At 73.6% G+C, this 20,198-nt stretch carries 19 protein-coding genes; 9 read left to right on the forward strand and 10 right to left on the reverse strand.

Features of this window, described 5'->3' with window-relative positions; translation table 11 throughout:
- Nucleotides 1-71: 71 nt before the first annotated feature.
- Nucleotides 72-1,634: a N,N-dimethylformamidase beta subunit family domain-containing protein gene (locus tag F7Q99_RS37780; protein ID WP_195911414.1), complete on the reverse strand. Its 1,563-nt coding sequence runs from the start codon at nt 1,632-1,634 to the stop codon at nt 72-74.
- 370 nt (nt 1,635-2,004) lie between these two features.
- On the opposite strand from F7Q99_RS37780, the gene F7Q99_RS37785 reads away from it, so the two are divergent.
- Nucleotides 2,005-3,888: an APC family permease gene (locus tag F7Q99_RS37785; protein ID WP_230211304.1), complete on the forward strand. Its 1,884-nt coding sequence runs from the start codon at nt 2,005-2,007 to the stop codon at nt 3,886-3,888.
- Between the two features lie 21 nt (nt 3,889-3,909).
- Here the strand turns inward: F7Q99_RS37785 and F7Q99_RS37790 are convergent, their stop codons facing one another.
- The 6 genes from F7Q99_RS37790 to F7Q99_RS37815 all read right to left on the reverse strand — a co-directional run bounded on the left by F7Q99_RS37790 (nt 3,910) and on the right by F7Q99_RS37815 (nt 9,805).
- Nucleotides 3,910-5,019, reverse strand: a complete 1,110-nt coding sequence (locus F7Q99_RS37790) for an ABC transporter ATP-binding protein (protein ID WP_153471299.1) — start codon at nt 5,017-5,019, stop codon at nt 3,910-3,912.
- A 3-nt stretch (nt 5,020-5,022) separates the two neighbouring features.
- The gene (locus F7Q99_RS37795) at nt 5,023-5,853 is read right to left on the reverse strand and encodes a carbohydrate ABC transporter permease (protein ID WP_326847568.1); all 831 of its coding nucleotides are present in this window, start codon (nt 5,851-5,853) and stop codon (nt 5,023-5,025) included.
- An 8-nt stretch (nt 5,854-5,861) separates the two neighbouring features.
- Nucleotides 5,862-6,779, reverse strand: coding sequence for a carbohydrate ABC transporter permease (locus tag F7Q99_RS37800; RefSeq protein ID WP_326847554.1), 918 nt, complete (start codon nt 6,777-6,779; stop codon nt 5,862-5,864).
- Nucleotides 6,776-8,047: an ABC transporter substrate-binding protein gene (locus F7Q99_RS37805; protein WP_153471303.1), complete on the reverse strand. Its 1,272-nt coding sequence runs from the start codon at nt 8,045-8,047 to the stop codon at nt 6,776-6,778. The genes F7Q99_RS37800 and F7Q99_RS37805 overlap by 4 nt, the downstream gene beginning before the upstream one ends.
- 196 nt (nt 8,048-8,243) lie before the next feature.
- Nucleotides 8,244-9,044: a HEAT repeat domain-containing protein gene (locus tag F7Q99_RS37810; protein WP_195911415.1), complete on the reverse strand. Its 801-nt coding sequence runs from the start codon at nt 9,042-9,044 to the stop codon at nt 8,244-8,246.
- A gap of 11 nt (nt 9,045-9,055) precedes the next feature.
- Nucleotides 9,056-9,805 (reverse strand): TetR/AcrR family transcriptional regulator, encoded by a 750-nt coding sequence (locus F7Q99_RS37815; RefSeq protein ID WP_326847555.1) that lies wholly within the window; start codon nt 9,803-9,805, stop codon nt 9,056-9,058.
- 102 nt (nt 9,806-9,907) lie between these two features.
- Here F7Q99_RS37815 and F7Q99_RS37820 point away from each other — a divergent pair, with 102 nt between their 5' ends.
- Entirely contained in the window at nt 9,908-11,089 is a 1,182-nt protein-coding gene (locus tag F7Q99_RS37820; protein WP_153471306.1) for an FAD-dependent monooxygenase, read from the forward strand.
- 8 nt (nt 11,090-11,097) lie between these two features.
- Here F7Q99_RS37820 and F7Q99_RS37825 read toward each other — a convergent pair whose 3' ends face one another.
- Nucleotides 11,098-12,960, reverse strand: a complete 1,863-nt coding sequence (locus F7Q99_RS37825) for a hypothetical protein (protein ID WP_153471308.1) — start codon at nt 12,958-12,960, stop codon at nt 11,098-11,100.
- 276 nt (nt 12,961-13,236) lie between these two features.
- On the opposite strand from F7Q99_RS37825, the gene F7Q99_RS37830 reads away from it, so the two are divergent.
- On the forward strand, nt 13,237-13,866 hold the full coding sequence (locus F7Q99_RS37830) for a CBS domain-containing protein (RefSeq protein WP_153471311.1): 630 nt from the start codon (nt 13,237-13,239) through the stop codon (nt 13,864-13,866).
- A gap of 117 nt (nt 13,867-13,983) precedes the next feature.
- Nucleotides 13,984-14,634, forward strand: coding sequence for a LamG domain-containing protein (locus tag F7Q99_RS37835; protein ID WP_153471313.1), 651 nt, complete (start codon nt 13,984-13,986; stop codon nt 14,632-14,634).
- 6 nt (nt 14,635-14,640) lie between these two features.
- Here the strand turns inward: F7Q99_RS37835 and F7Q99_RS37840 are convergent, their stop codons facing one another.
- A complete protein-coding gene (locus F7Q99_RS37840) occupies nt 14,641-15,018 on the reverse strand; it encodes a hypothetical protein (protein WP_153471316.1) in 378 nt (125 codons plus the stop codon).
- A gap of 151 nt (nt 15,019-15,169) precedes the next feature.
- Between F7Q99_RS37840 and F7Q99_RS37845 the strand changes: the two genes are divergently transcribed.
- Nucleotides 15,170-15,487, forward strand: a complete 318-nt coding sequence (locus tag F7Q99_RS37845) for an SHOCT domain-containing protein (protein WP_153471318.1) — start codon at nt 15,170-15,172, stop codon at nt 15,485-15,487.
- A 98-nt stretch (nt 15,488-15,585) separates the two neighbouring features.
- Here F7Q99_RS37845 and F7Q99_RS37850 read toward each other — a convergent pair whose 3' ends face one another.
- On the reverse strand, nt 15,586-15,996 hold the full coding sequence (locus F7Q99_RS37850) for an organic hydroperoxide resistance protein (protein WP_153471321.1): 411 nt from the start codon (nt 15,994-15,996) through the stop codon (nt 15,586-15,588).
- Nucleotides 15,997-16,114: 118 nt separating this feature from the next.
- Between F7Q99_RS37850 and F7Q99_RS37855 the strand changes: the two genes are divergently transcribed.
- The 4 genes from F7Q99_RS37855 to F7Q99_RS37870 all read left to right on the forward strand — a co-directional run bounded on the left by F7Q99_RS37855 (nt 16,115) and on the right by F7Q99_RS37870 (nt 20,185).
- Nucleotides 16,115-16,597, forward strand: coding sequence for a MarR family winged helix-turn-helix transcriptional regulator (locus F7Q99_RS37855; RefSeq protein ID WP_230211305.1), 483 nt, complete (start codon nt 16,115-16,117; stop codon nt 16,595-16,597).
- Nucleotides 16,598-16,869: 272 nt separating this feature from the next.
- Nucleotides 16,870-17,394: a hypothetical protein gene (locus tag F7Q99_RS37860; protein ID WP_326847556.1), complete on the forward strand. Its 525-nt coding sequence runs from the start codon at nt 16,870-16,872 to the stop codon at nt 17,392-17,394.
- The gene (locus tag F7Q99_RS37865; protein WP_153471511.1) at nt 17,394-18,785 is read left to right on the forward strand and encodes a hypothetical protein; all 1,392 of its coding nucleotides are present in this window, start codon (nt 17,394-17,396) and stop codon (nt 18,783-18,785) included. The genes F7Q99_RS37860 and F7Q99_RS37865 overlap by 1 nt, the downstream gene beginning before the upstream one ends.
- Complete coding sequence (locus tag F7Q99_RS37870) at nt 18,782-20,185, forward strand: VWA domain-containing protein (RefSeq protein ID WP_153471326.1); 1,404 nt, start codon at nt 18,782-18,784, stop codon at nt 20,183-20,185. The genes F7Q99_RS37865 and F7Q99_RS37870 overlap by 4 nt, the downstream gene beginning before the upstream one ends.
- Nucleotides 20,186-20,198: the final 13 nt, after the last annotated feature.

Below are 20,198 nucleotides of genomic sequence, written 5' to 3' on the forward strand. Positions count from 1 at the left end.
GGCCTCGGCGCCGGGTCACGCCCGGCCCCCCGGGGGCCATCACCCCTCCCACCGGCGGCGGCAGCTGACGGCTACTGCACGCCGTAGACGGCCCCGAGGTTGTCCTGGGCGGGGCGGGTGTGGCCGGCCGGGCCTGCGGCGAAGGTGCGCAGGACGTTCTCGGTGACCTTGCGCACCAGGTCGCCGGCCCGGGCGTCGACGCCGTGGTCAGCGCTGGTGCCCCCGGGGCCGTGCGCGTCGAGTGTCTCCACCCAGCGCATCGTTCCGGTGGCGAACACCCCGGCGCCACTCGGGATGGTGTAGTAGGCGGTGTCGGCGTGTGAGCGGCGGCCCTCGCAGACCACGGGGGAGTGGGCGATCACCTCGATCGGGCGCGGGGTGGGGAAGGCGGTCTCCACCTTGTCGTACTCGACGCCGACCAGGTGCGGGAAGGACGCCCCGGCGGTGACCCCGGTGCCCTCGAACGCCCAGTGGTCGGGCGAGCCGACCACGTACGGGGCGTCCACCGGGTAGCCGTCGTAGATCACGCCGAGCATCGCGCTCTCCGGATCGGCGCCCGGCCCGACCCGGAAGTCGGTGGTCGCCGGAGCGCCCGCCCGGTGGCCCGGGTCCTGCGCCCAGGCGTCCTTGTAGCAGACCACCGTCCGGTCCGGGCCGAGCTCCGTGGGCTCGAACCGGACCCGGCGGAAGCAGCAATTCGCGCCCAGGATCGCCAGGTTGGTCCCGGCGTCCCGGGCCGCGACCACGTTCGCGCGCTGCTCCGGTGACCAGTACTCGTCGTGCCCGAGCGACAGGACGGCGGCCGCGCCGTGCAGCAGCCCCGGCTCGCGGGCCACGTCGATCCCGGTGGTGTACGCGAGCGGCAGGCCGAGCCGTTCGGCGAGCGAGACCAGCGGGGCCTCGTACACCAGGAACAGCCCGGCGCCGTGGTCGTATTCGTAGGGCCGGTCGAAGGTGACCTTCAGCGAGCGGGTGGCGAGGCCCCCGGTCGGGCCGTTGTAGAGGCTGTACCCGCCCCACTCGTTGTACGCCTGCCAGGTCGCCGGGGCGGCCATCACCACCGTCTTCCCGGCGGTGATGGCCGAGCGGACGGTGAGCGGGACGTAGCGCTGGCCCGAGCCGTCCTCGACGTCGAGGCGCAGCAGGTATGCGCCCTCGGGCCAGCCTGCCGTGTCCACTGCGAGGGTCTGCTGCCAGCCGGTCAGGACGGTGCGGGTCGCGCCGTCCACGTGGGGCGCGGGCTGCTTCGTGCCGGGCACGTGCTCGCGGCGCCAGACCTGGCGGGCGCGGGCGCCGCCGTACCAGCCGATCCGGTAGGCGGTGACGGTGAAGGCGGCGGCCGGGGTGGAGACGTGCAGGCCGACCGGTTCGCCCGGCAGCACGCTGACCCGGTCGGCGAAGCCCTCGATCGCGCCGGCCGGGCCCGGGTTGGTGATCTCCCAGTCGGCCGCGCCGGGGAGCGACTGCTCCGGCTTCTCGTCCGCCTTCACGCCGGCCCGCTGCGGGCTCGCGCCGGCGGTGTCGGGTGACGGGTGCGGGGCCGTGGCCGGTGCGGGCCGGCCGGTGCCGCAGGAGGTGACGGCCGCTGCCATCAGGCCCAGGCCCAGAACTCCCCGCCGACTCGGTTCCGTCACACTGGCCTCCGTCGTGTCCGTGCCCGATCACCGTACGCGAGTGCGTCAGGGCATGTTGACATCCTCACCCTCTCCGGGTATCGGGCCGGGAGCGCCGCGCCGGTTGCACGCCGCAGCGCCACCCGCCACCGGAGAGGGCCGTTCGGGGCACCATGGCGCGTCCGGTTGCGCGGCTCCGCGACGGCGGCGGTCCGGTCACTTAGCCTGACCGCGCCGTCCGTCCGGCGGCCAGGGGGTCGGGAGCCGTGAGCGGCCGGCCGAGTCATGGACAGGGGTGTACGTGGTTTCGTCGGGTTCGGTCGGGCCGGGGGTGGCGCCTCCGACGCGCGGCGCGCGGTTCCGGGCATGGCTGCTGGAAGGCCTGGCCGACATGGCCAAGCAGTACCCGGGCCCGCACGCCGAGACACCCGCCGCACACAAGACCGCGCACTGGTGGCGCGTGATGTGCCTGACCGGTGTCGACTACTTCTCGACCCTCGGCTACCAGCCCGGCATCGCCGCGCTCGCGGCCGGACTGCTGTCGCCGATCGCGACGATCGTGCTGGTGATCGTCACCCTGCTGGGCGCGCTGCCGGTCTACCGGCGGGTGGCCCACGAGAGCCCGCACGGCGAGGGCTCGATCGCCATGCTGGAGCGGCTGCTGTCGTTCTGGCGGGGCAAGCTCTTCGTGCTGGCGCTGCTCGGTTTCGCGGTCACCGACTTCATGATCACCATCACCCTGTCGGCCGCCGACGCCAGCGCGCACCTGGTGGAGAACCCGCACCTGACCAGTGCCCTCAGCGGCAGGCAGGTGCTGATCACGCTGATCCTGATCGCCCTGCTCGGCGCCGTCTTCCTCAAGGGCTTCGGCGAGGCGATCGGCGTGGCCGTCGTCCTGGTCGTCATCTACCTCGCGCTCAACGTCGTCGTCGTGGCCAACGGCCTCTGGCACGTCCTCAAGGCCCCGCACGTGATCGGAGACTGGACCGACGCGCTCACCGCCGCGCACGGCAACGCGGCCGCGATGATCGGCGTCTCCCTGACCGTCTTCCCGAAGCTCGCGCTGGGTCTGTCCGGCTTCGAGACGGGCGTCGCCGTGATGCCGCACATCGAGGGCGACCCGGACGACACCGAGGAGAACCCCACCGGCCGCATCCGCGGCACCCGCCACCTGCTCACCACCGCCGCCGTGATCATGAGCATCTTCCTGATCACCACCAGCTTCATCACCACCCTGCTGATCCCCCCCGAGGACTTCAAGACCGGAGGCCCGGCCAACGGCCGCGCCCTCGCCTACCTCGCGCACCAGAACCTCGGCAGCGCCTTCGGCAGCGTCTACGACCTGTCCACCATCGCCATCCTCTGGTTCGCCGGCGCCTCCGCCATGGCGGGCATGCTCAACCTGCTGCCGCGCTACCTGCCGCGCTACGGCATGGTCCCGGCCTGGGCGCGGGCGCTGCGGCCGATGGTGATCGTCCTGACCCTGGTCGGGTTCCTGATCACCTGGATCTTCGACGCCAACGTCGACGCCCAGGGCGGCGCCTACGCCACCGGTGTGCTGGTACTGATCACCTCGGCCGCCATCGCCGTCACCATCGCCGCCCACAAGGCGGGGCAGTCGCGTTGGACGGCCGGATTCGCGGCGATCTCCGCCGTGTTCATCTACACGACGGCGGTGAACATCGGCGAGCGGCCGGACGGTGTCAAGATCGGCGCCTGCTTCATCGGCGCCATCGTGCTCGTCTCCTTCCTCTCCCGGCTCAAGCGCTCCTTCGAACTGCGGGTCACCGACGTGGTCCTGGACGACGTCGCCGAACGGTTCGTCCGGGACTACATGCACCGCCCGCTGCGGCTGATCGCCAACGAGCCGAACAGCCGGGACCTCGCCGAGTACCGCGACAAGATGCGGCAGATCCGGGCCGACAACGACATCCCGGCCGAGGACGACCTGGTCTTCGTCGAGGTCACCGTGCTCGACCCGTCCGACTTCGAGGCCGAACTGAGCGTCCACGGCGAGGTGATGCACGACCGTTACCGGGTGCTGGCGCTGCAGAGCTCCAGCGTGCCGAACGCGCTGGCCGCGCTGCTGCTGCGGGTCCGCGACCTCACCGGGCAGCAGCCGCACATCTACTTCGAGTGGACGGAGGGCAACCCCTTCGCCCAGTTCCTGCGGTTCTTCCTGTTCGGCCAGGGTGAGATCGCGCCGGTCACCCGCGAGGTGCTGCGGGAGGCGGAGCCCGACCGCTCGCGGCGGCCGGCCGTGCACGTGGGCTGAGCGGGGCTCGGCAGGGCGCGGTCAGCGGCGTGAGTCGGTGAGCGCGGAGCCCGTGGCCGGATCGAAGACGTGCAGCCGGTCGGTGTCCACCCACAGCTCCAGTGGGCGGCCCTCCACGGCCCGGGTGTCGGTGCCGATCCGGGCGACGGCCTCGCCTTGGCCGTCGAGCGTGAAGTGCGCGAACACGTCCGAGCCGACCGACTCCAGCACCTCGACGCCCACCGTCACCGTCCGCCCGCCGCGCGGGTGTGCCAGGAGTGCCGCGTCCTCGAAGTGCTCCGGGCGGATGCCCACGGCGACCCGCCGCGGCGCGCCGGCCCGCTCCAGCTGCCGTCGCAGCCGGTCCGCCAGCGGCAGTTCGCCCAGCGCGGTGTGCAGCGCGCCCTGTTCCAGCGTGGCGTCCAGGACGTTCATCGCCGGGGATCCGATGAACCCGGCAACGAACAGGTTCACCGGGTGGTCGTACAACTCCTGCGGTGCACCGACCTGCTGGACGACGCCGTCGCGCATCACCACCACCCGGTCGCCGAGGGTCATCGCCTCGACCTGGTCGTGGGTGACGTAGAGGGTGGTGGTGCCCAGGCGGCGCTGGAGCCGGGCGATCTGGGTGCGCATCTGGACCCGCAGCCGGGCGTCCAGGTTGGACAGCGGTTCGTCCATCAGGAAGGCCTTCGGGGCGCGGACGATCGCCCGGCCCATCGCGACCCGCTGACGCTGGCCGCCGGAGAGCTGCGCGGGGCGGCGCTCCAGGTGGTCGGTGAGGTCCAGGACGCGCGCGGCCTCCTCGACCTTGCGGGCGATCTCCGCCCGGTCCACCCCGGCCAGCCGCAGGGCGAAGCCCATGTTCTGACGGACCGTCATGTGCGGGTAGAGCGCGTAGCTCTGGAACACCATGGCGATGTCCCGCTCCTTCGGGGCGAGGTCGTTGACCACCCGGCCGCCGATCCGCAGGGTGCCCGCGGTGATGTCCTCCAGGCCGGCGATCATGTTGAGGGTGGTGGACTTTCCGCACCCGGACGGGCCGACCAGGATCACGAACTCCCCGTCCCCGACGGTCAGGTCGACGTCCCGGACGGCGACCCCGCCGTCCGGGTAGTGCTTGGTGAGTCCGTCGAGGACGAGCTCGGCCATGCGTCACCCCTTCACTGCGCCGGCGGTCAGGCCGGCCACGATGCGGCGTTGGAACAGCAGCACGAAGACCACGATCGGCACGGTGATCACCATGGCCGCCGCGGCGATCGAGCCGGTCGGCTGCTGGAACTGCGAACTGCCGGTGAAGAACGCGATCGCCGCCGGGACGGTCCGCGCCGCCCGGGTGGAGGTGAGCGAGATCGCGAACAGGAAGTCGTTCCAGCAGAAGATGAACACCAGGATCCCGGTGGTGAACACGCCGGGCGCCGCCAGCGGGGCGATGACCAGCCGGAACGCCTGCCAGGGCGTGGCGCCGTCCACCCGGGCGGCCTTCTCCAGGTCCCACGGGATCTCCCGGAAGAAGGCCGACAGGGTGTAGATCGCCAGCGGGAGGGAGAAGGTCATGTACGGGATGATCAGGCCCGGCCAGGTGTCGAACAGGCTCAGCGCCCGCTCGATGTCGAACAGCGGGGAGACCAGCGAGATCGGCGGGAACATCGCGATCAGCAGCGACATGCCGATCAGCAGCCGCTTCCCGGGGAAACGCAGCCGGGCGACGGCGTAGGCGGCCATGGTGCCGAGCACGACGGCGACGGTGGTGGCGATGAGGGCGATGCCGACGGAGTTGAGCAGTGCGCGCGTGAACTCGGTGGTCCGGAAGATGCCGCGGTAGTTCTCCAGCGTCCAGCGGCGGGGCACGAAGTTGCCGTCGGTGAGGGTGCTCGGGTCCTTGAAGGAGAGCGCGGCGATCCACCAGACCGGGAACAGCGCGTAGAGCACCACGACGAGATTGACGGCCGTCCAGCGTGCGCGGGTCCGCGTGGCGGGTTTCACCGGGGCGTTCACCGGCGGTCACCCTCGCCGCCGGGCGCCGCGGCGCCGAACACCTTGACGAAGACGAGCGCGATCGCCGCCACGCAGAGGAAGATCAGTACCGAGATCGCCGACCCGATGCCGAGGTTCAGCGCGGTGAACAGGTTGTCGTACCCGAGGATGGAGACCGAGCCGGTGTTGTTCGAACCGCCGGTGAGCACGTAGATGTCGTCGAACACGCGGAACGCGTCGAGCGTCCGGAACAGCAGGGCCACCAGGATCGCGGGCTTCATCAGCGGCAGCACCACCAGGCGCAGCCGCTGCCAGAAGCCGGCGCCGTCCACCTGAGCGGCCCGGACCGTCTCCTCGGGCACCAGGGCCAGACCGGCCAGCAGCAGGAGCGCCATGAACGGCGTGGTCTTCCACACCTCGGCCAGGATGATCAGCCCGATCGCCTGCCAGTGGTCGGTGAGCGGCGCGCTGCCCGGCGGCAGGAGGCCGGCCAGGTAGCCGGTGCCGGGCGTCCACGCGTACTGCCAGGAGTACGCGGCGACCACCGTCACGATGCCGTACGGCACCAGCACGGAGGTGCGGACGGCGCCGCGCCACAGGATCGTCCGGTGCATCACCAGGGCGAGCGCCAGGCCGAGCACCAGCTCGATCGTCACCGAGACCGCCGTGATCAGGACGGTCACCCAGAGCGCCTGCCACCAGTACGAACTCGACAGCACGGCCGCGTAGTTGTCGAACCAGACGAACCGGGCGCGCTGCGGGAAGCGCAGGTCGTAGCGCTGGAGGGAGAGGTAGACGGCGTAGCCGATCGGGTAGGCCGTCACCGCCGTCATCACCAGGACGGCCGGGGCGCAGAGCAGCCAGCCGAGGCGGCGCTCCTGCCGGGAGCCCTCGGAGATCTTCGCGCGGGTCGGGATTTCGGCGGTGACGGTCACGGGATCAGCCCCTTCGAGCCGAGTGCGTCCCCGATCTGGCCGTGCAGGGCGGCGACCGTGTGTTCCGGATCCACCGCCGAGGGCGGGGAGAGCGCGTGTGCGATCGCGATCGAGACGTTCTGGTAGGCGGGCGTCTGCGGGCGGAGCGAGGCGGATTCGAGGGCGGCGAGCACCTCGGCGGCGAAGGGGTAGTCGGCCGTCAGCTCGGGGGCCGTGTACAGGCTCCGCAGGGACGGCGGGAGGCCGCCACGGAGCGCGTTGACCAGCTGGTTGTCGCGGTTGCGCAGGCAGAGTGTCGCCTCGCGGGCGAGGTCGGGGTGCCGGCTGTACGCGCCGACGGCGAGATCGATCCCGCCGATCGTGACGGCGGCCGGCCGGTCGGGCGTCACGGCCGGGTAGGGCGCCCACCGGAAGTGCGCGAACAGGTCGGGCCGGTCGGCCTTCATCGCCGGGTAGACGAACGGGTAGTTGACCTCGAAGGCGGCCGTGCCCGACTCCAGCGCGAGCCGGTTCTGGTCCTCCATCTGGTTGGCGAGCGAGGGGTCGGCGGCAGCGGAGCGCGCCAGCTCCCGGATGATCCCGGCAGCGGTGACGGCGGGCGCGCCGAGCGCTGGCGCGGTGGCGTCGGTTGTCAGGACCGCGCCGCCCGCGCTGCCGACCAGGGTGTTGAACCAGACCGTCAGGCCCTCGTACTGAGCCCCTTGGACCTCGATGTCGTGCGGCTTGCCGTCCTTCGCGAGCGCGTCCGCCTGCGCGAGCAGTTCTGCCCAGGTGCGGGGCGGGGAGGGGGTCAGGTCGTCGCGGTACCAGAGGAGTTGGGTGTTGGAGTTGTACGGCGCGGCGTACAGCCGGTCCTTCCAGGTGGCGGTCCTGAGGGCGGCGGGCAGGGTGTCCGCCGTGACCTGTTCCTTCTGCGCCCCCGTCCATTCGCGGATCCAGCCGGCCTCCGCGAACTCCGGTGCCCAGGTGACGTCCAGCCCCATGATGTCCACGCCCGCGTCGTGCGCGGCGAGCCTGCGCACCAGCTGCTGGCGCTGGCCGTCGGCGGTGCGCGGCAGCTTGTTGTACCGGATCGCGTACCGCCCGCCCGAGGCCTGCCCGCAGGTGTCCGCGGCCTGCTGGAGGGCGCCGGAGTCGTCCGGGAAGTTGTACCAGTCGAGTGTCGTCGGGCCCGCGCCGCTTCCGCCGCTCCCGCACGCGGTGAGCGCCAGCGCGAGTGTGAGCACGAGCGCGGCCGGCCGGGCGCGTGGGCTACGGCGTTTCGGCATCTCACTCCCGGGCTCTCGACGGCGCGCAGTCAGCGGTGCGCGGGTCGCCACGCTAGGGCAACGGACGTGCACGGACGACGAGTTCGCCGCCGCGACACGCAGGTGGGCCGTCTTCGGTGGTTGCGCGGTCGGGGCCCGCGCGCCCCCTCGGTACCGGGCCGCGGTCCGTCCAGGGTGCCGGTGGTGTGTGCGCTGCTCAGTCCTCCAGCGCCGCCTCGGCGGCTTCGCGGACGTCCCGGTCGGGGTCGGCGGCGAGGGCCGTCAGGAGGTCGCGGACGCCGGGGGTGGACCAGCCGCAGACAGCCCAGACGAGCTCCTGGCGGACGGCGGGAACGGGGTGGGCGGCCAGGTGGGCGAGGCGCTCCAGAGGGCCGCGGCGGCGCAGGGAGAACCAGTGCAGGGCGGCGCGGAGTTCGGCCGGGTCGCCCGGGGTGCCGGCGGCGTCGATGCGGGCGAGCAGGACGCGGACGGGCGGGGGCGGGCCGTCCAGGGGGTGCGGGCGGCGCTCGCGCAGACGGCGGCTCCCGTACTCGCCGCGGATCCGGCAGCCCGCGCACGTGCAGGGACGGGTGCCGTGGGCGTTCGGCAGGTAGCGCCAGCCGGTGACCTGCGGTGCGGTGCGGATCCGGTGGATCTCGCGGGCGCCCACCGCGCGGGGGAGGAACACCTCCCAGCCGCGCGGATCCGGCAGCGCCCCGATCCGCCGCACCGCCTCGGCGGCCGGCATCAGGCGCTGCGCGTCCTTGGCGCGGTCCCGGTAGTGGCCGGCCAGCACCGGCTGGTCGTCGGCCAGCCGGACGTGCACCGCGACCAGCCCGCCCCGGGTGCCGAACCGGGCCAGCTCGCGCAGCCACTGGTGGGTCAGCGTGTACGACGGCAGCACGGGGAAGCAGTACACCCCGCGCACGCCGTCCTGCCCCCGGCTGTCCGGCCGGATTCCGGACCGGCGGACCCGCGGGGCGTTCGCGGTGGAGGTCAGGTGCACGAACATCGCCATGGAGCGGCATGTTAGGGCCTGGCTTCGGACTCCTGCCCGGGATTTTCCTCGTGCGCCCGGCCGGTGCGGCGGCTGATCAGGGACTCCAGGCCGTCGAGGATGCGGGCGAGGCCGAAGTCCAGGGCCTGGTCGCGGCCGCCCGGTTCGGTCATGGCGACGGCGAGGGCCGGGTACTGGTCGGCGTGCTGCTGGACCAGGCTGGCCAGGACGACGAGGAGTCGGGCCTCGGGGGAGCCGTTCGGCCCGGTGGCGCGGGTCTGCTGGGCGATGCTGCGGACGTGTCCGGCGAGCAGGACGGCGGCGTCCATGCGTTCGGCGCCGGTGAGGCCGCGGCCGTCGAGGGCGGCCACCACCTGTTCCAGCCAGGCGAGTTCCTTCGGCCCCATCACCCGGGGGCCGACGGTGGCGTCCAGCAGCCACGGGTGCCGGACGAACGACGTTGTCAACCGGTGGGCCCAGGCGGTGAGGCGGTCCCGCCAGTCGAGCCCGTCCGGGCCGGCGGGAGGCGCGTCGATCGCGGCCTCGACCATCAGCGCGACCAGTTCGGCCTTGCCGGGCACATAGCGGTAGAGCGACATCTTGGTGTAGTCGAGCAGCCCGGCGACCTTCTGCATCGAGACGGCGCCGAGGCCCTCCGCGTCCGCGATCTCGATGCCCGCCGCGGCGATCCGCTCCAGGCTGAGGGCCGGCTTGGGCCCTCGGGTGGGCTTGGCGGGCGGGCCCCAGAGCAGCCGCACCGTGTCGTTCGCCGCCTCGTTCACGTTCCGCTCCCTTGCCTTCCGGTCGAACTGTGTCTACCGTACACAGCAACGAACAGTGTCTGGTGGACACAGTTTTCTGCCGTCGCGGATGGAGTGGTTCCCATGAGCACCAAGGTCCTGATCTCGGGCGCGAGCATCGCCGGCCCTGCCCTCGCCCACTGGCTGAGCCGGTACGGCTTCGAGGTCACCGTCGTCGAACTGGCCCCCGCGCTGCGCGGCGGCGGGCAGAACGTCGACTTCCGCGGCCGGACCCACCTCACCGTGCTGGAGCGGATGGGCGTGCTCGACGAGCTGCGCGCCCTCGGCACCGGCGGCAGCCCGATGACCTTCCTCGGGCCGGACGGCAGCCGGTGCCTCCACCTGCCCGCCGAGTTCGCCGGCGGCGAGGTGGAGGTCCCGCGCGGCGAACTGGCCCAACTGCTGTTCCGGCACAGTGCCGCGCGTGCCGAGTACGTCTTCGGCGACTCGATCACCGCCCTGGAGGAGACGCCCGGCGGCGTCCGGGTGGCCTTCCGGCGCGGCGCGTCGCGCGAGTTCGACCTCGTGATCGGCGCCGACGGGCTGCACTCCAACGTCCGCCGGCTGGCGTTCGGCCCCGAGGAGCGGTACGTCCGCCACCTCGGCTACTATGCGGCCACCTGGCAGCTGCCCAACTACCTCGGCCTGCCGCCCGGTTCGGTCGGCCTCAACGTCCCGGGGCGGCTCGCCTCGGTCGGCGCCGACCACCGCGACCCGACCCGGGCGGGCGCCTTCTTCCTCTTCGCCTCGCCCGAACTCCACTACGACCGACACGACTCGGCCCAGCAGAAGGAGCTGATCAGGTCGTCCTTCGCGGACCTCGGCTGGGAGGTGCCCCGGCTGATGGAGAGCCTGCGGGAGGCCCCTGAGCTCTACTTCGACTCGATCAGCCGTGCCGACGTGCCGTCCTGGTCGGCCGGGCGGATCGCCCTCCTCGGCGACGCGGCCTGCGGCGCCACCATCGGCGGGATGGGCACCGGCACCGCCGTCGTGGCCGCGTACGTCCTGGCGGGCGAGCTGGCCCGGGCCCGCGGCGACCACCGGAGCGCCTTCGCCCGGTACGAGCACCTGCTGCGCGGCTACGCCCAGGGCTGCCAGAAGGGCGGCGACCGCACCGGCCCGTTCCTGGCGCCCCGCACCGCCATCGGCCTCAGGACGCGCAGCGCGCTGCTGAACCGGCGCTGGATCCTCGACCGGATGCTGGAGCTCGGCAAGCAGGTCAGCAGTGTCGAACTTCCGGACTACAGCGACGAGTTGGCCGCGTAGTCGTGCCGTCAGTGCAGGGGGGAGATCCGGGCGCCGTTGTCCAGGACCGCCTCCACCTGGACGATCGCGCGGGCCGGGCGCTCGACGACGAGGGTGTGGTCGGGAGCAGGGCGGTCGGCGGACCAGTCCGGGCCCTTGACGGTGAGGCGGGCGACGCGGCGGCTGCCGGCGACGAGCAGGAACTCGGTGCCCTGCGGGGAGCGCCACCACGTCGAGCCGACGGTGTCCTGCTCGAGACGGCTGCACGCCCGGCCGGGGCCGCCACCGGTGCGCTGGGGGCCGCGCGCGGTGGGCAGCAGGACGGCGGTGGCGGCGATGCCGTCGCCGTTCCAGCGGTCGGCGCGCAGGCACATCCAGGCGGCCGTGCCCGCGTTCTGGGGGAGCGGCTGGACGGCGAAGGCCCACAGGTCGAGCTGTTTGACGCCCGGTGTGCCGTCCGGGACGGCGCAGCCGCCGCGCGCCCAGGCCTGGAGGGCGTCCGGGCCGGTCGCCTCGTGGGGTTCGTGGGCGGGCGCGGGCTGGGCGCGGTCCGGCGGCGGGGTGTAGGTGAGGTGGGCGGGCACGAGGCCACCGACGTCGGCCAGGACGAAGACGTGCTTCTCGGCGATGACGGGGGAGGAGTGCAGCTGGAGGACGGCGGCGCCCTGGCAGTCGGTGAGGGTGCCGGCCGGGGCGGCCGCGGTGACGCCGTCGTGGTGGTCCAACGGCCGTGCGGGGGCGTCGGGTTGGTCGATCCGCCGGGTCTCGGCGGTGTCCACCCAGGGGGCCAGCAGGTAGCGGGCGGCGGTGCCCTGGCGGCGCAGCACCACCGCGCCGGCCGTCGTCGCGTCGGAGTCGTCGGCGCGGGCGAGGTCCAGGCCGCCGCCGTGCCCGTCGGTGTACTGGGCGAGCCGCTGCCCGTCGTGGAGGACCACCACGGCGGTGCCGTCCACCGTCCCGGCGAACAGGAGCCGGGGCGGGGCGGAGGGCGGCGCGGTGTCCACGCCCGCTTCGGCGCGGGTCTGCGGTCCGGGCCGGGCCCAGGCGGCGAGGGCGCGGCCGAGGAGGGCGGTGTCGTCGCGGCGGTCGCCACGCGCCGGCCAGGCGGGGAAACCGAGCTGCGCGGTGTGCTGCCACTGGTCCGCCGCCACCCGCACCAACCGGGCGGGGTCGGTGGCCGGGTCGGCGGGCGGGGCGGCCTGCGGTCGGACGGCCGGCGCGCCGTCGGACCCGCCGAGGACGGCGGCCGTGGTGGTGAGCCCGAGGACGGCCACGGCGAGCGCGGCGGTGAGAGTACGGCGGCGGCGCAGCAGGTCGGTGGGCTGGACGCGTACGGCACACGGGTCGAAGGCGGACGACTCGGCACCGACGGGCAGACCGGACGCGGCCGAGACGGCCTCCTCGGGCCGCTCGACCCCGGCCCGCCGCAGGACGCCGACCGCGTGCTGCGGCGCCTGCTCCTCCACCGCGAGCAGGGCGAACGCGGCGCGGGCGGGCGCGTCGAGCGTGGCGAGCGCCTGGTCCAGCGCCGCGTCCTCGTCGCTCCCGTGCGGGGTGAACAGCCGCAGCCCCCACACCCGCGGTGCCAGCAGCCGGTGCGCGGGGTGCGGGCGAAGGGCGGCGCGCAGGACGCGGTGGCGCAGCGCGTCGTACACGGGGTCATCGCCGGGGCCCGCCGGCCGGCCGGGGCGGGTCCAACGGGATGGCAGCGCACGCTGGACGGCCGTGTGGGCGGCGAGCACCCTGGTGTGCCGGTCCCGGTCGGCGGGCAGGGCCAGGTACGCCAGCCGGACCAGGCGCCGGTAGTGGCGCACCAGTGCGGCCTCGGCCTGTGCCACCGGGCGCGGCGCGGCGCCCCGGGGCGGCGGCGCCGCACCCTCTGATCCTGCCAACAGGCCCTCCCCGGAGGCGTCCTCGTGTCGTGGTGGACGGTCCAACGAGTCGATCATGTGATGGTTGCGCCGCTCGGGGCAGGAGACCGGCCCGGCGGGGCGGCCGTCGGCGTACCGTGGGACGGCAGGGCCGGAGGTCCCACCCGTTCGGCCCCATGGCCCCTGGCGTTGTGCGCGGCCGGGCGCGATGCTGCGGGTACCGGCCGGGAGGATCCGGCCGGACGAGTGTCGTGGACGAGGTGAACCGGCGTGCGGCATGCCACCGTCGAAACAGTCATGACCAGCCCCGTGGTCCAGGTCTCGCCCGAGACCGGCTTCCGGGACATCGTCGCGCTGCTGACCGAGTACGACATCACCGGCGTCCCGGTGGTGGACACCGACGGCAGACCACTGGGCCTCGTCTCCGAGGCGGACCTGCTGCGCACCCTGGCAGCGCAGGAGGACACGGCCAGCATGCTGCCGGCTCCGGAGTCGGCGCAGCCGGGCCGGGGCGGCGCGGCCACGGCGGCCGACCTGATGACGGCGCAGCCGGTCTGCACCACACCCGACACCAGCGTGGTCGCGGCGGCCCGGCTGATGAGCCGGCACGGGCTGAAACGGCTGCCGGTGCTGGACCAGGACGGCCGGGTGATCGGCATGGTCAGCCGCGGGGACCTGCTGCGGGTGTTCCTGCGCGAGGACCGGGTGATCCGGCGCGAGATCGTGGAGGAGGTGCTCGGCCGGATCGACGGGGTCAGCCCGGCCGAGATCGGGGTGGAGGTGGACCAGGGCCGGGTGGTGCTCAGCGGCACCGTGCCCGAGCCGCACCTGGTGCCGATCGTGCTGAACCTGTGCCGCTCGGTCGACGGTGTGGTATCGGTGACGGACCGGCTCGACTCCGGGGGAGCGCCCGCCGCCGTCGGCTGAGCGCGTTCCCGCCGGGCCGGCGCGACACGCTTCGCATACTACGGAACGCATCGGGTACTCACTCCGTGTGCCCGGTAGTGAGGGTTGCCGGGACAGCGGGGCACCGGGGAGGCGGCCGTGGCAGTCGTGTTCGACGCGGACTTCACTTCGACCAGTCAGTGGACCGCCGGGTGCACCAGCGCCTATCCCCGGATGGGGCCGACCAACCGGAGCGACCACAAACTCGACTACCTCAGCGGCGCGTACTGCCCCGCGGGCGTCTTCGAGGCCACCCGCCGGCCCGCCGACGGGCTCTGGACGTGCAATCTGCTCACCACCGAGGGCAGCCCGGAGGGCTTCCAGGTCTGCACCGGGGACGAGCTGTCGGCGCGCATCACACTGCCCGTGGAGATGGGCGCCTGGCCGTCGATCTGGACCTGGCGGGACGGCGGCAACGAGGTGGACGTGTTCGAGTACCACCCGGACCACCCGGACCTGCTGGAGATGTCCAACCACGTCCGGGGCGGGTTCCGCTACTGGGACGGCGGAGACCGCGGGATAGCCCCGGGCGGGACCTTCCCCATGCGGGTGGTGCTCGGCGCCAACTCGGTGGACTGGTACATCGGTGAGGAACTGGTCTACGCGGATCTGCACGGGGTCGGGCCCGGCTGGCACGCGTACCTGATCGTCAACCTGTCGGTGGCGGACGGGACGTACCACGACTGCCCGCGGCTGGACGGGCCGGACCGGCTGAGCTGGGTCTGCCACAGCCTCCGGGTAGAGCGCTGAGGCCCGTCAGCGCTCGGGCGGGAAGCCGGCGGTGATCGGCCCGCGCGGGCCGGAGCGCTGGAACCAGACGATCCGGCGGTGCGGGCCGATGTGCGCGGGGTGGGTCACGTACAGGTCGTCGCGCGGGGCCGTCTCGTTGCCGGGGGCCAAGGAGGCGTCCACGGCCTCGGCGGCGATCGCGTGCAGGAGGGCCCGGGCGGTGGCCCCGGCGGCGGCCGGGGCGATGGCGAGGGCGGTGAGTTCGGCCCACAGTTCGGTGGAGACGTACGAGATCGGCGAGTTGCCGAGCGCCGGGTGGGGGCGTTCGTCCTCGTGACGACGGAGCACCCCGGCGGCGACGAGCCGCTCGGCGGAGCGCTCGGCGGCCGGTGGGTGGTGGTTCATGGGCGGAACGCTACCCGGTGGGCCCGGCCCCGGGCGCCGGAACGTTTTCTCACGCTTTCTTCAGGACACTTCCGCCGACCGCGGGCGCACGATGGTGGTAGCGCGGCGGTCACCTCGGCGGGCCCTGTCGAGGCCGGAGGAGGAGGTCCAGATGAGGCACTGGCACGGGTTCGGGCACGGCCACGGGCTGAGTGGCTGGGGTATCGGCGTGATGGCGATCGGACTGTTCCTGGTCGCGGCGGTGCTGGTGCTGGCCGCCATCGCCCTGTTCCGGTACGTCTCGCGCTCGCCGCGGCCGGTTCCGCCAGGTGGCCCGGCGGCCGCCGTTCCGGGCGGGCCGAAGGCGTGGGCGCCGGGGCCGACGCCGGAGCAGGTGCTCGCGGAGCGCTTCGCGCGCGGGGAGATCGACGCCGAGGAGTACCGGCTCAGACTCGACACGCTGCGCTCGGCGAACGGGCCGGGTGGCTGAGGCCGGGCCGATCGCCGAGCGCGTGGGTGGGGCCCGCCGCACCGGGTGGGGTGCGGCGGGCCCCTTGTCGTGCCCTGCTCGGGTGTTGTGTCGTGTGCCTACTCGACGACGAGCTCGACCGGGATGTTCCCGCGGGTGGCGCGGGAGTACGGGCAGACCTCGTGCGCCTGCTTCACCAGCAGCTCGCCGTTCTCGCCCGCGAGCGCCTCGGGCAGCTCGACGCGCAGCACCACGGAGAGCCCGAAGCCGGCGCCGTCCTTGCCGATGCTGACCTCCGCGGTGACCGAGACCTCGCTGGTGTCGACCCGGGCCTGCCGGCCGACCAGGCCGAGGGCGCTGGCGAAGCAGGCCGCGTAGCCGGCCGCGAACAGCTGCTCGGGGTTGGTGCCCTGACCGCTGCCGCCGAGCGCGGGCGGCATCGCCAGCGCGAGGTCCAGCTGCCCGTCGGAGCTGACGGCGCGGCCCTCTCGGCCGTTGGCGGTGGCGGCTGCGGTGTAGAGCGCGTCCATGGTCCGTTCCCTTCTGTCCCTTGCGGGCGGCCTCCCCGGGCCGCCCTCGCAACAAGTAGAGCACGCAATTCAATTGCGCACAACTGAATGGCGCAAACGTGATCGGTACCATGGGGGCATGACCAGCTTTCCCGGGCTCCCCGGCATGGCGGACGAGGAACTGCTCCGCCTCGACCAGCAGATCTGCTTCTCGCTGAACGCGGCCTCGCGCGCCTTCGGCGGCGTCTACCGCGTGCTGCTCAAGGACCTCGGGCTCACCTACCCCCAGTACCTGGTCATGCTCGTGCTCTGGGAGGACGGCGAACTGCCGGTCAAGCGGATCGGCGAGCGCCTGCGGCTGGACTCCGGCACGCTCTCGCCGCTGCTCAAGCGGCTGGAGGCGGCCGGGCTGGTGCGCCGCGAGCGCAGCCCGGAGGACGAGCGGTCGGTCACCGTCGCGCTCACCGCTGAGGGCGCCGCGCTGCGCGAGCGGGCCGGGCAGGTGCCGCGCCGGCTGCTCACGGCGACCGGGCTGCCCGTCGAGGACCTGGCCGCGATGCGCGCGCTGCTGGACCGGGTGACGACCGCGCTGGACACGGCCGCCGTGGAGCCGGTCGAGTAGGCGCGCCTGCCGGAGGCCGGGCGCTGCGTGAGCTGCGGAGGAGTTCGGCGGTCCTGCCGACGCTGCCTCGACGGCCTTGCTGGCGCTGCGGAGAGCCAGGGGTGCTGGCGGGCTCGGACGGCTCGGGCGAGAGGCAGATGCGGATCCGGTGACTACGCCTCACCGGACGGCCGCGGGATTGTCAGTGATCGCGCGTAGGTTCATGGACATCCCCGGCCGGTCCGGCGCGGGGTTTGTCCCGTGATGTCGTCTGCTGCGAAGGAGCTGGTGTGGTGTCGGAGACGGATTACCGAGAGGCGTGGGAGGCGTCGAGCACGGCGCGCATCCTCCCGCCCGCCCGGCCGCGCAAGCTCGCCAAGGTCCCGTTCGTCGAACTGGCCGACGGCCGGCTGCAGGGCGTGGTCTCCAGCGGCTCGGACATCGAGCGGGTCTACGTCTCGTCGATCGCCGCGGGCGACTACGCGTTCGCCTGCAGCACCAACAACAACCGGCCCTGCGGCGGCGCGCGCGGCTCGTTCTGCAAGCACCTCGTGGCCCTGGTCGACGAGGCTTCGCTTCAGTACGGCGCCGAGCGGGTCGCCCGCTACCTGCGGGTCGAGACGCCGGACGGCGAGCCGACCGCGCAGGCCCTCACGTCCGCGATGACCGCCACGCGCCCGGCCAAGGCCGACGCCACGGCCGCCGCGCCCGTCTTCAGCCGCTTCCTGCGACACCTCGCCTACCTCGAACTCGCCGCCGCCACCGCGCCGTTGCCCGAGCTGCAGTGGTTCCCGCCGACCCGGACGGCGGCCGCCTGATGCGCGCCGACCTCCTCCTCGAACCCGTCCCCGGCCTCGACGAGGCCCTCACGGCCGTCACCGCCTTCGACCGGACCCTGGCCGCCGGACTGCTGCGCCCCTCGCCCGCCCAGGGCGCGGGCCTCGCCGCGCTCGCCGACGCCGTCGTCGCCTCCCCGCTGGCCGCCCGCACCGCCGAGGCGGCCGACCGGGCTGCGGCCGGCACCGCTGGCGAGGACGACTTCCTCGTCCTCGCCGCCTCCCGCACCGCCCTGCTCGGCGCCGTCCACGACGCGCTCGCCGACCGGATCGACGACGCGACCGGCCGGCCCCGCCCCGCCGACAGCGCCGTGCCCGCCGCCGACGGCCCACAGGCCGTCAACCTGCTCGCCGCCGCCCGCTCCTGGCTCGCCGACCTCGCCCGCGCCGGCTGGCAGGGCCTCGACCACGAGCTCGTCGCCGGTGCGGCCCCGATCGTCTCCGCGATGCTCCCCGACCCGGTGCTGCGCCGCCCGGCCACCCTCCTCGACGGCTTCGCCGCCGAACTCGCCGCCTCCTGCCCGGGCACCGCCCTGGACCGGATCCCGCTGCGCCGCTGGGCCGACCTGTGGTCCCGTGCGCTGCTGCTGACCGAGCCCGGCGCCCTCGGCGCCCCCGCGACGGACACCGTCACCGGGCGCCTGCTGCCCCTCGGCGTCGACCTGCACGAGCATGCGACAGCCGCGCAGGCCCAGGTGCACGCGGTGTTCGAACCGGCCGACGGCAGCGCGCCGCGCCTGGTCCGGGCGAGCGTCGCGGTGCCCAAGCCGGACACCGTCGTCGGCGCCGGCGTCTGGCAACTGCTGCGCCCGCACCTGTCCCTGCTGGCCGCGGCCGGCGAGGGACGCGCGATGGACCTCACCGACATGCCCGTCACCGCCGAGGGTGACCTGCTCTGGAACGACGCGCACGCCCGCCCCGGCGAGCCCGCGGACGCCTTCGCCACCGCCCGGATCGCCCTGCCCACCGCCGTCGCGGCCACGACCGCCCCGCTGGACCGGCACCCGGCGCGCATCACCGTCCCGGTGTTGCTGGAGGGCTACACCGTCCACCAGGACGCCGATGCGGTGACCTTCACCGTCACCGGGCAGCCGGTCACCGTCGACACCGACCGCATACCGGCCGCCGGGCCGCTCGGCCCCGAGGCCGTCGCCGCGTCCAGTGCCTGCATCGGCCTGCTGCGCTGGGACGCCGGGCAGTTCACCGTCCAGCCGCTGGCCGTCGAGACCACCGTGAAGCGCAAGACCGTCGCCGTGCACGCCGGGGCCTGGGCGGGCGGCACCGCCGACAAGAACGGCGCCAAGGCCGAGAAGGCCGCCACCGAGGCCGTCGCGATGCTGCGCGAGCGCGCGGGAAGGCTGCTGCGGAAATGACCGACCAGCAGACCACCGCGGTGGACGCCGACGAGAACCGCCGCCAGGCCCTCTACTGGCGCCTGCTCGCCCGGCTCTTCGACAGCGAGGAGCAGGCCGCGCTCGAATCGGCGAGCCTGGCCGTCGTCGAGGACATCGGCCTGCCGCCCGCCCTGCTCGACCCGGCCGCCTCCGTCGACTCGATCGTCCAGCGCCACCCGAGGCTGGCCGCCGAGTTCGACGGGCTGATGGCACCCGACCCCGACGAGGAGGACGGCGAGCGCGATCGCGCGCTCGAGGTGCGACGCGCGGCGCTGGTGTCGAAGGTGCTGCTCAACGTCTTCGCCACCGGCTCCGGCACCGTCACCGCCGGGCAGCTCTCCCGCTGGCAGTCCGACGCCGGCTGGCTGGAACGCGCCCTCGGTTGCGAGCCCGGCGGGCTGCGCGGCGGCCGGCCGGGCCCCGGCCCCCTCCCCGGACTCGGCACCGGCGGCCGCCGGACGACCCCCGACCTCGGCACCCTCATCCCGCAGATCGGGCCCGACCTCGCCGGCATCGAGGCCGACCTGGTCCGCCGCATGCGCCTGCGCGAGGTGCTCGCCGACCCGAAGCTCGCCGCCCAGCTCACCCCGAGCATGTCGCTCATCGAGCAACTGCTGCGGGACAAGAACAACCTGTCCGGCGTCGCCCTCGCCAACGCCAAGGCGCTGATCCGCCGCTTCGTCGACGAGGTCGCCGAGGTGCTGCGCACCCAGGTGGAGAAGGCCAGCGTCGGCAGCCTGGACCGCTCCGTCCCGCCCAAGCGGGTGTTCCGCAACCTCGACCTCGACCGCACGATCTGGAAGAACCTCACCAACTGGAGCCCGGAGGAGGAGCGGCTGTACGTCGACCGCCTCTACTACCGGCACACCGTCCGCAAGACCACACCCCAGCGGCTGATCGTGGTCGTCGACCAGTCCGGCTCGATGGTCGACTCGATGGTCAACTGCACCATCCTGGCCTCGATCTTCGCCGGACTGCCCAAGGTGGACGTCCACCTCATCGCCTACGACACCCAGGCGATCGACCTCACCCCCTGGGTGCACGACCCCTTCGAGACCCTGCTGCGCACCAACCTCGGCGGCGGCACCGACGGCACCGTGGCCATGGCACTCGCCCAGCCGAAGATCGCCGAACCGCGCAACACCGTCGTGGTCTGGATCTCCGACTTCTACGAATGGCGCACCGAGGAACTGCTCGCGAGCATGACCGCGATCCACCGCTCGGGCGCCAGGTTCATCCCCGTCGGATCGGTGACCAGCGCCGGGCGCGCCAGCGTCAACCCGTGGTTCCGCGAGCGGTTCAAGGACCTCGGCACCCCGGTGATCTCCGGCCACATCCGCAAGCTCGTCCACGAGCTCAAGACCTTCCTCACCCAGTAGTCAGAAAGGCCCT

The sequence above is a fragment of the Streptomyces kaniharaensis genome, from assembly GCF_009569385.1.
GTDB lineage: Bacteria > Actinomycetota > Actinomycetes > Streptomycetales > Streptomycetaceae > Kitasatospora > Kitasatospora kaniharaensis.

Excerpts from the sequence above, each read along its gene's own strand:
- F7Q99_RS37830 (WP_153471311.1), top strand. The coding sequence starts at position 13,237 with ATGACCAGCCCCGTGGTCCAGGTCTCGCCCGAGACCGGCTTCCGGGAC.
- F7Q99_RS37840 (WP_153471316.1), bottom strand. The coding sequence starts at position 15,018 with ATGAACCACCACCCACCGGCCGCCGAGCGCTCCGCCGAGCGGCTCGTC.
- F7Q99_RS37820 (WP_153471306.1), top strand. The coding sequence starts at position 9,908 with ATGAGCACCAAGGTCCTGATCTCGGGCGCGAGCATCGCCGGCCCTGCC.
- F7Q99_RS37865 (WP_153471511.1), top strand. The coding sequence starts at position 17,394 with ATGCGCGCCGACCTCCTCCTCGAACCCGTCCCCGGCCTCGACGAGGCC.
- F7Q99_RS37810 (WP_195911415.1), bottom strand. The coding sequence starts at position 9,044 with ATGGCGATGTTCGTGCACCTGACCTCCACCGCGAACGCCCCGCGGGTC.
- F7Q99_RS37805 (WP_153471303.1), bottom strand. The coding sequence starts at position 8,047 with ATGCCGAAACGCCGTAGCCCACGCGCCCGGCCGGCCGCGCTCGTGCTC.
- F7Q99_RS37790 (WP_153471299.1), bottom strand. The coding sequence starts at position 5,019 with ATGGCCGAGCTCGTCCTCGACGGACTCACCAAGCACTACCCGGACGGC.
- F7Q99_RS37850 (WP_153471321.1), bottom strand. The coding sequence starts at position 15,996 with ATGGACGCGCTCTACACCGCAGCCGCCACCGCCAACGGCCGAGAGGGC.
- F7Q99_RS37785 (WP_230211304.1), top strand. The coding sequence starts at position 2,005 with ATGGCCAAGCAGTACCCGGGCCCGCACGCCGAGACACCCGCCGCACAC.
- F7Q99_RS37855 (WP_230211305.1), top strand. The coding sequence starts at position 16,115 with ATGACCAGCTTTCCCGGGCTCCCCGGCATGGCGGACGAGGAACTGCTC.
- F7Q99_RS37845 (WP_153471318.1), top strand. The coding sequence starts at position 15,170 with ATGAGGCACTGGCACGGGTTCGGGCACGGCCACGGGCTGAGTGGCTGG.
- F7Q99_RS37870 (WP_153471326.1), top strand. The coding sequence starts at position 18,782 with ATGACCGACCAGCAGACCACCGCGGTGGACGCCGACGAGAACCGCCGC.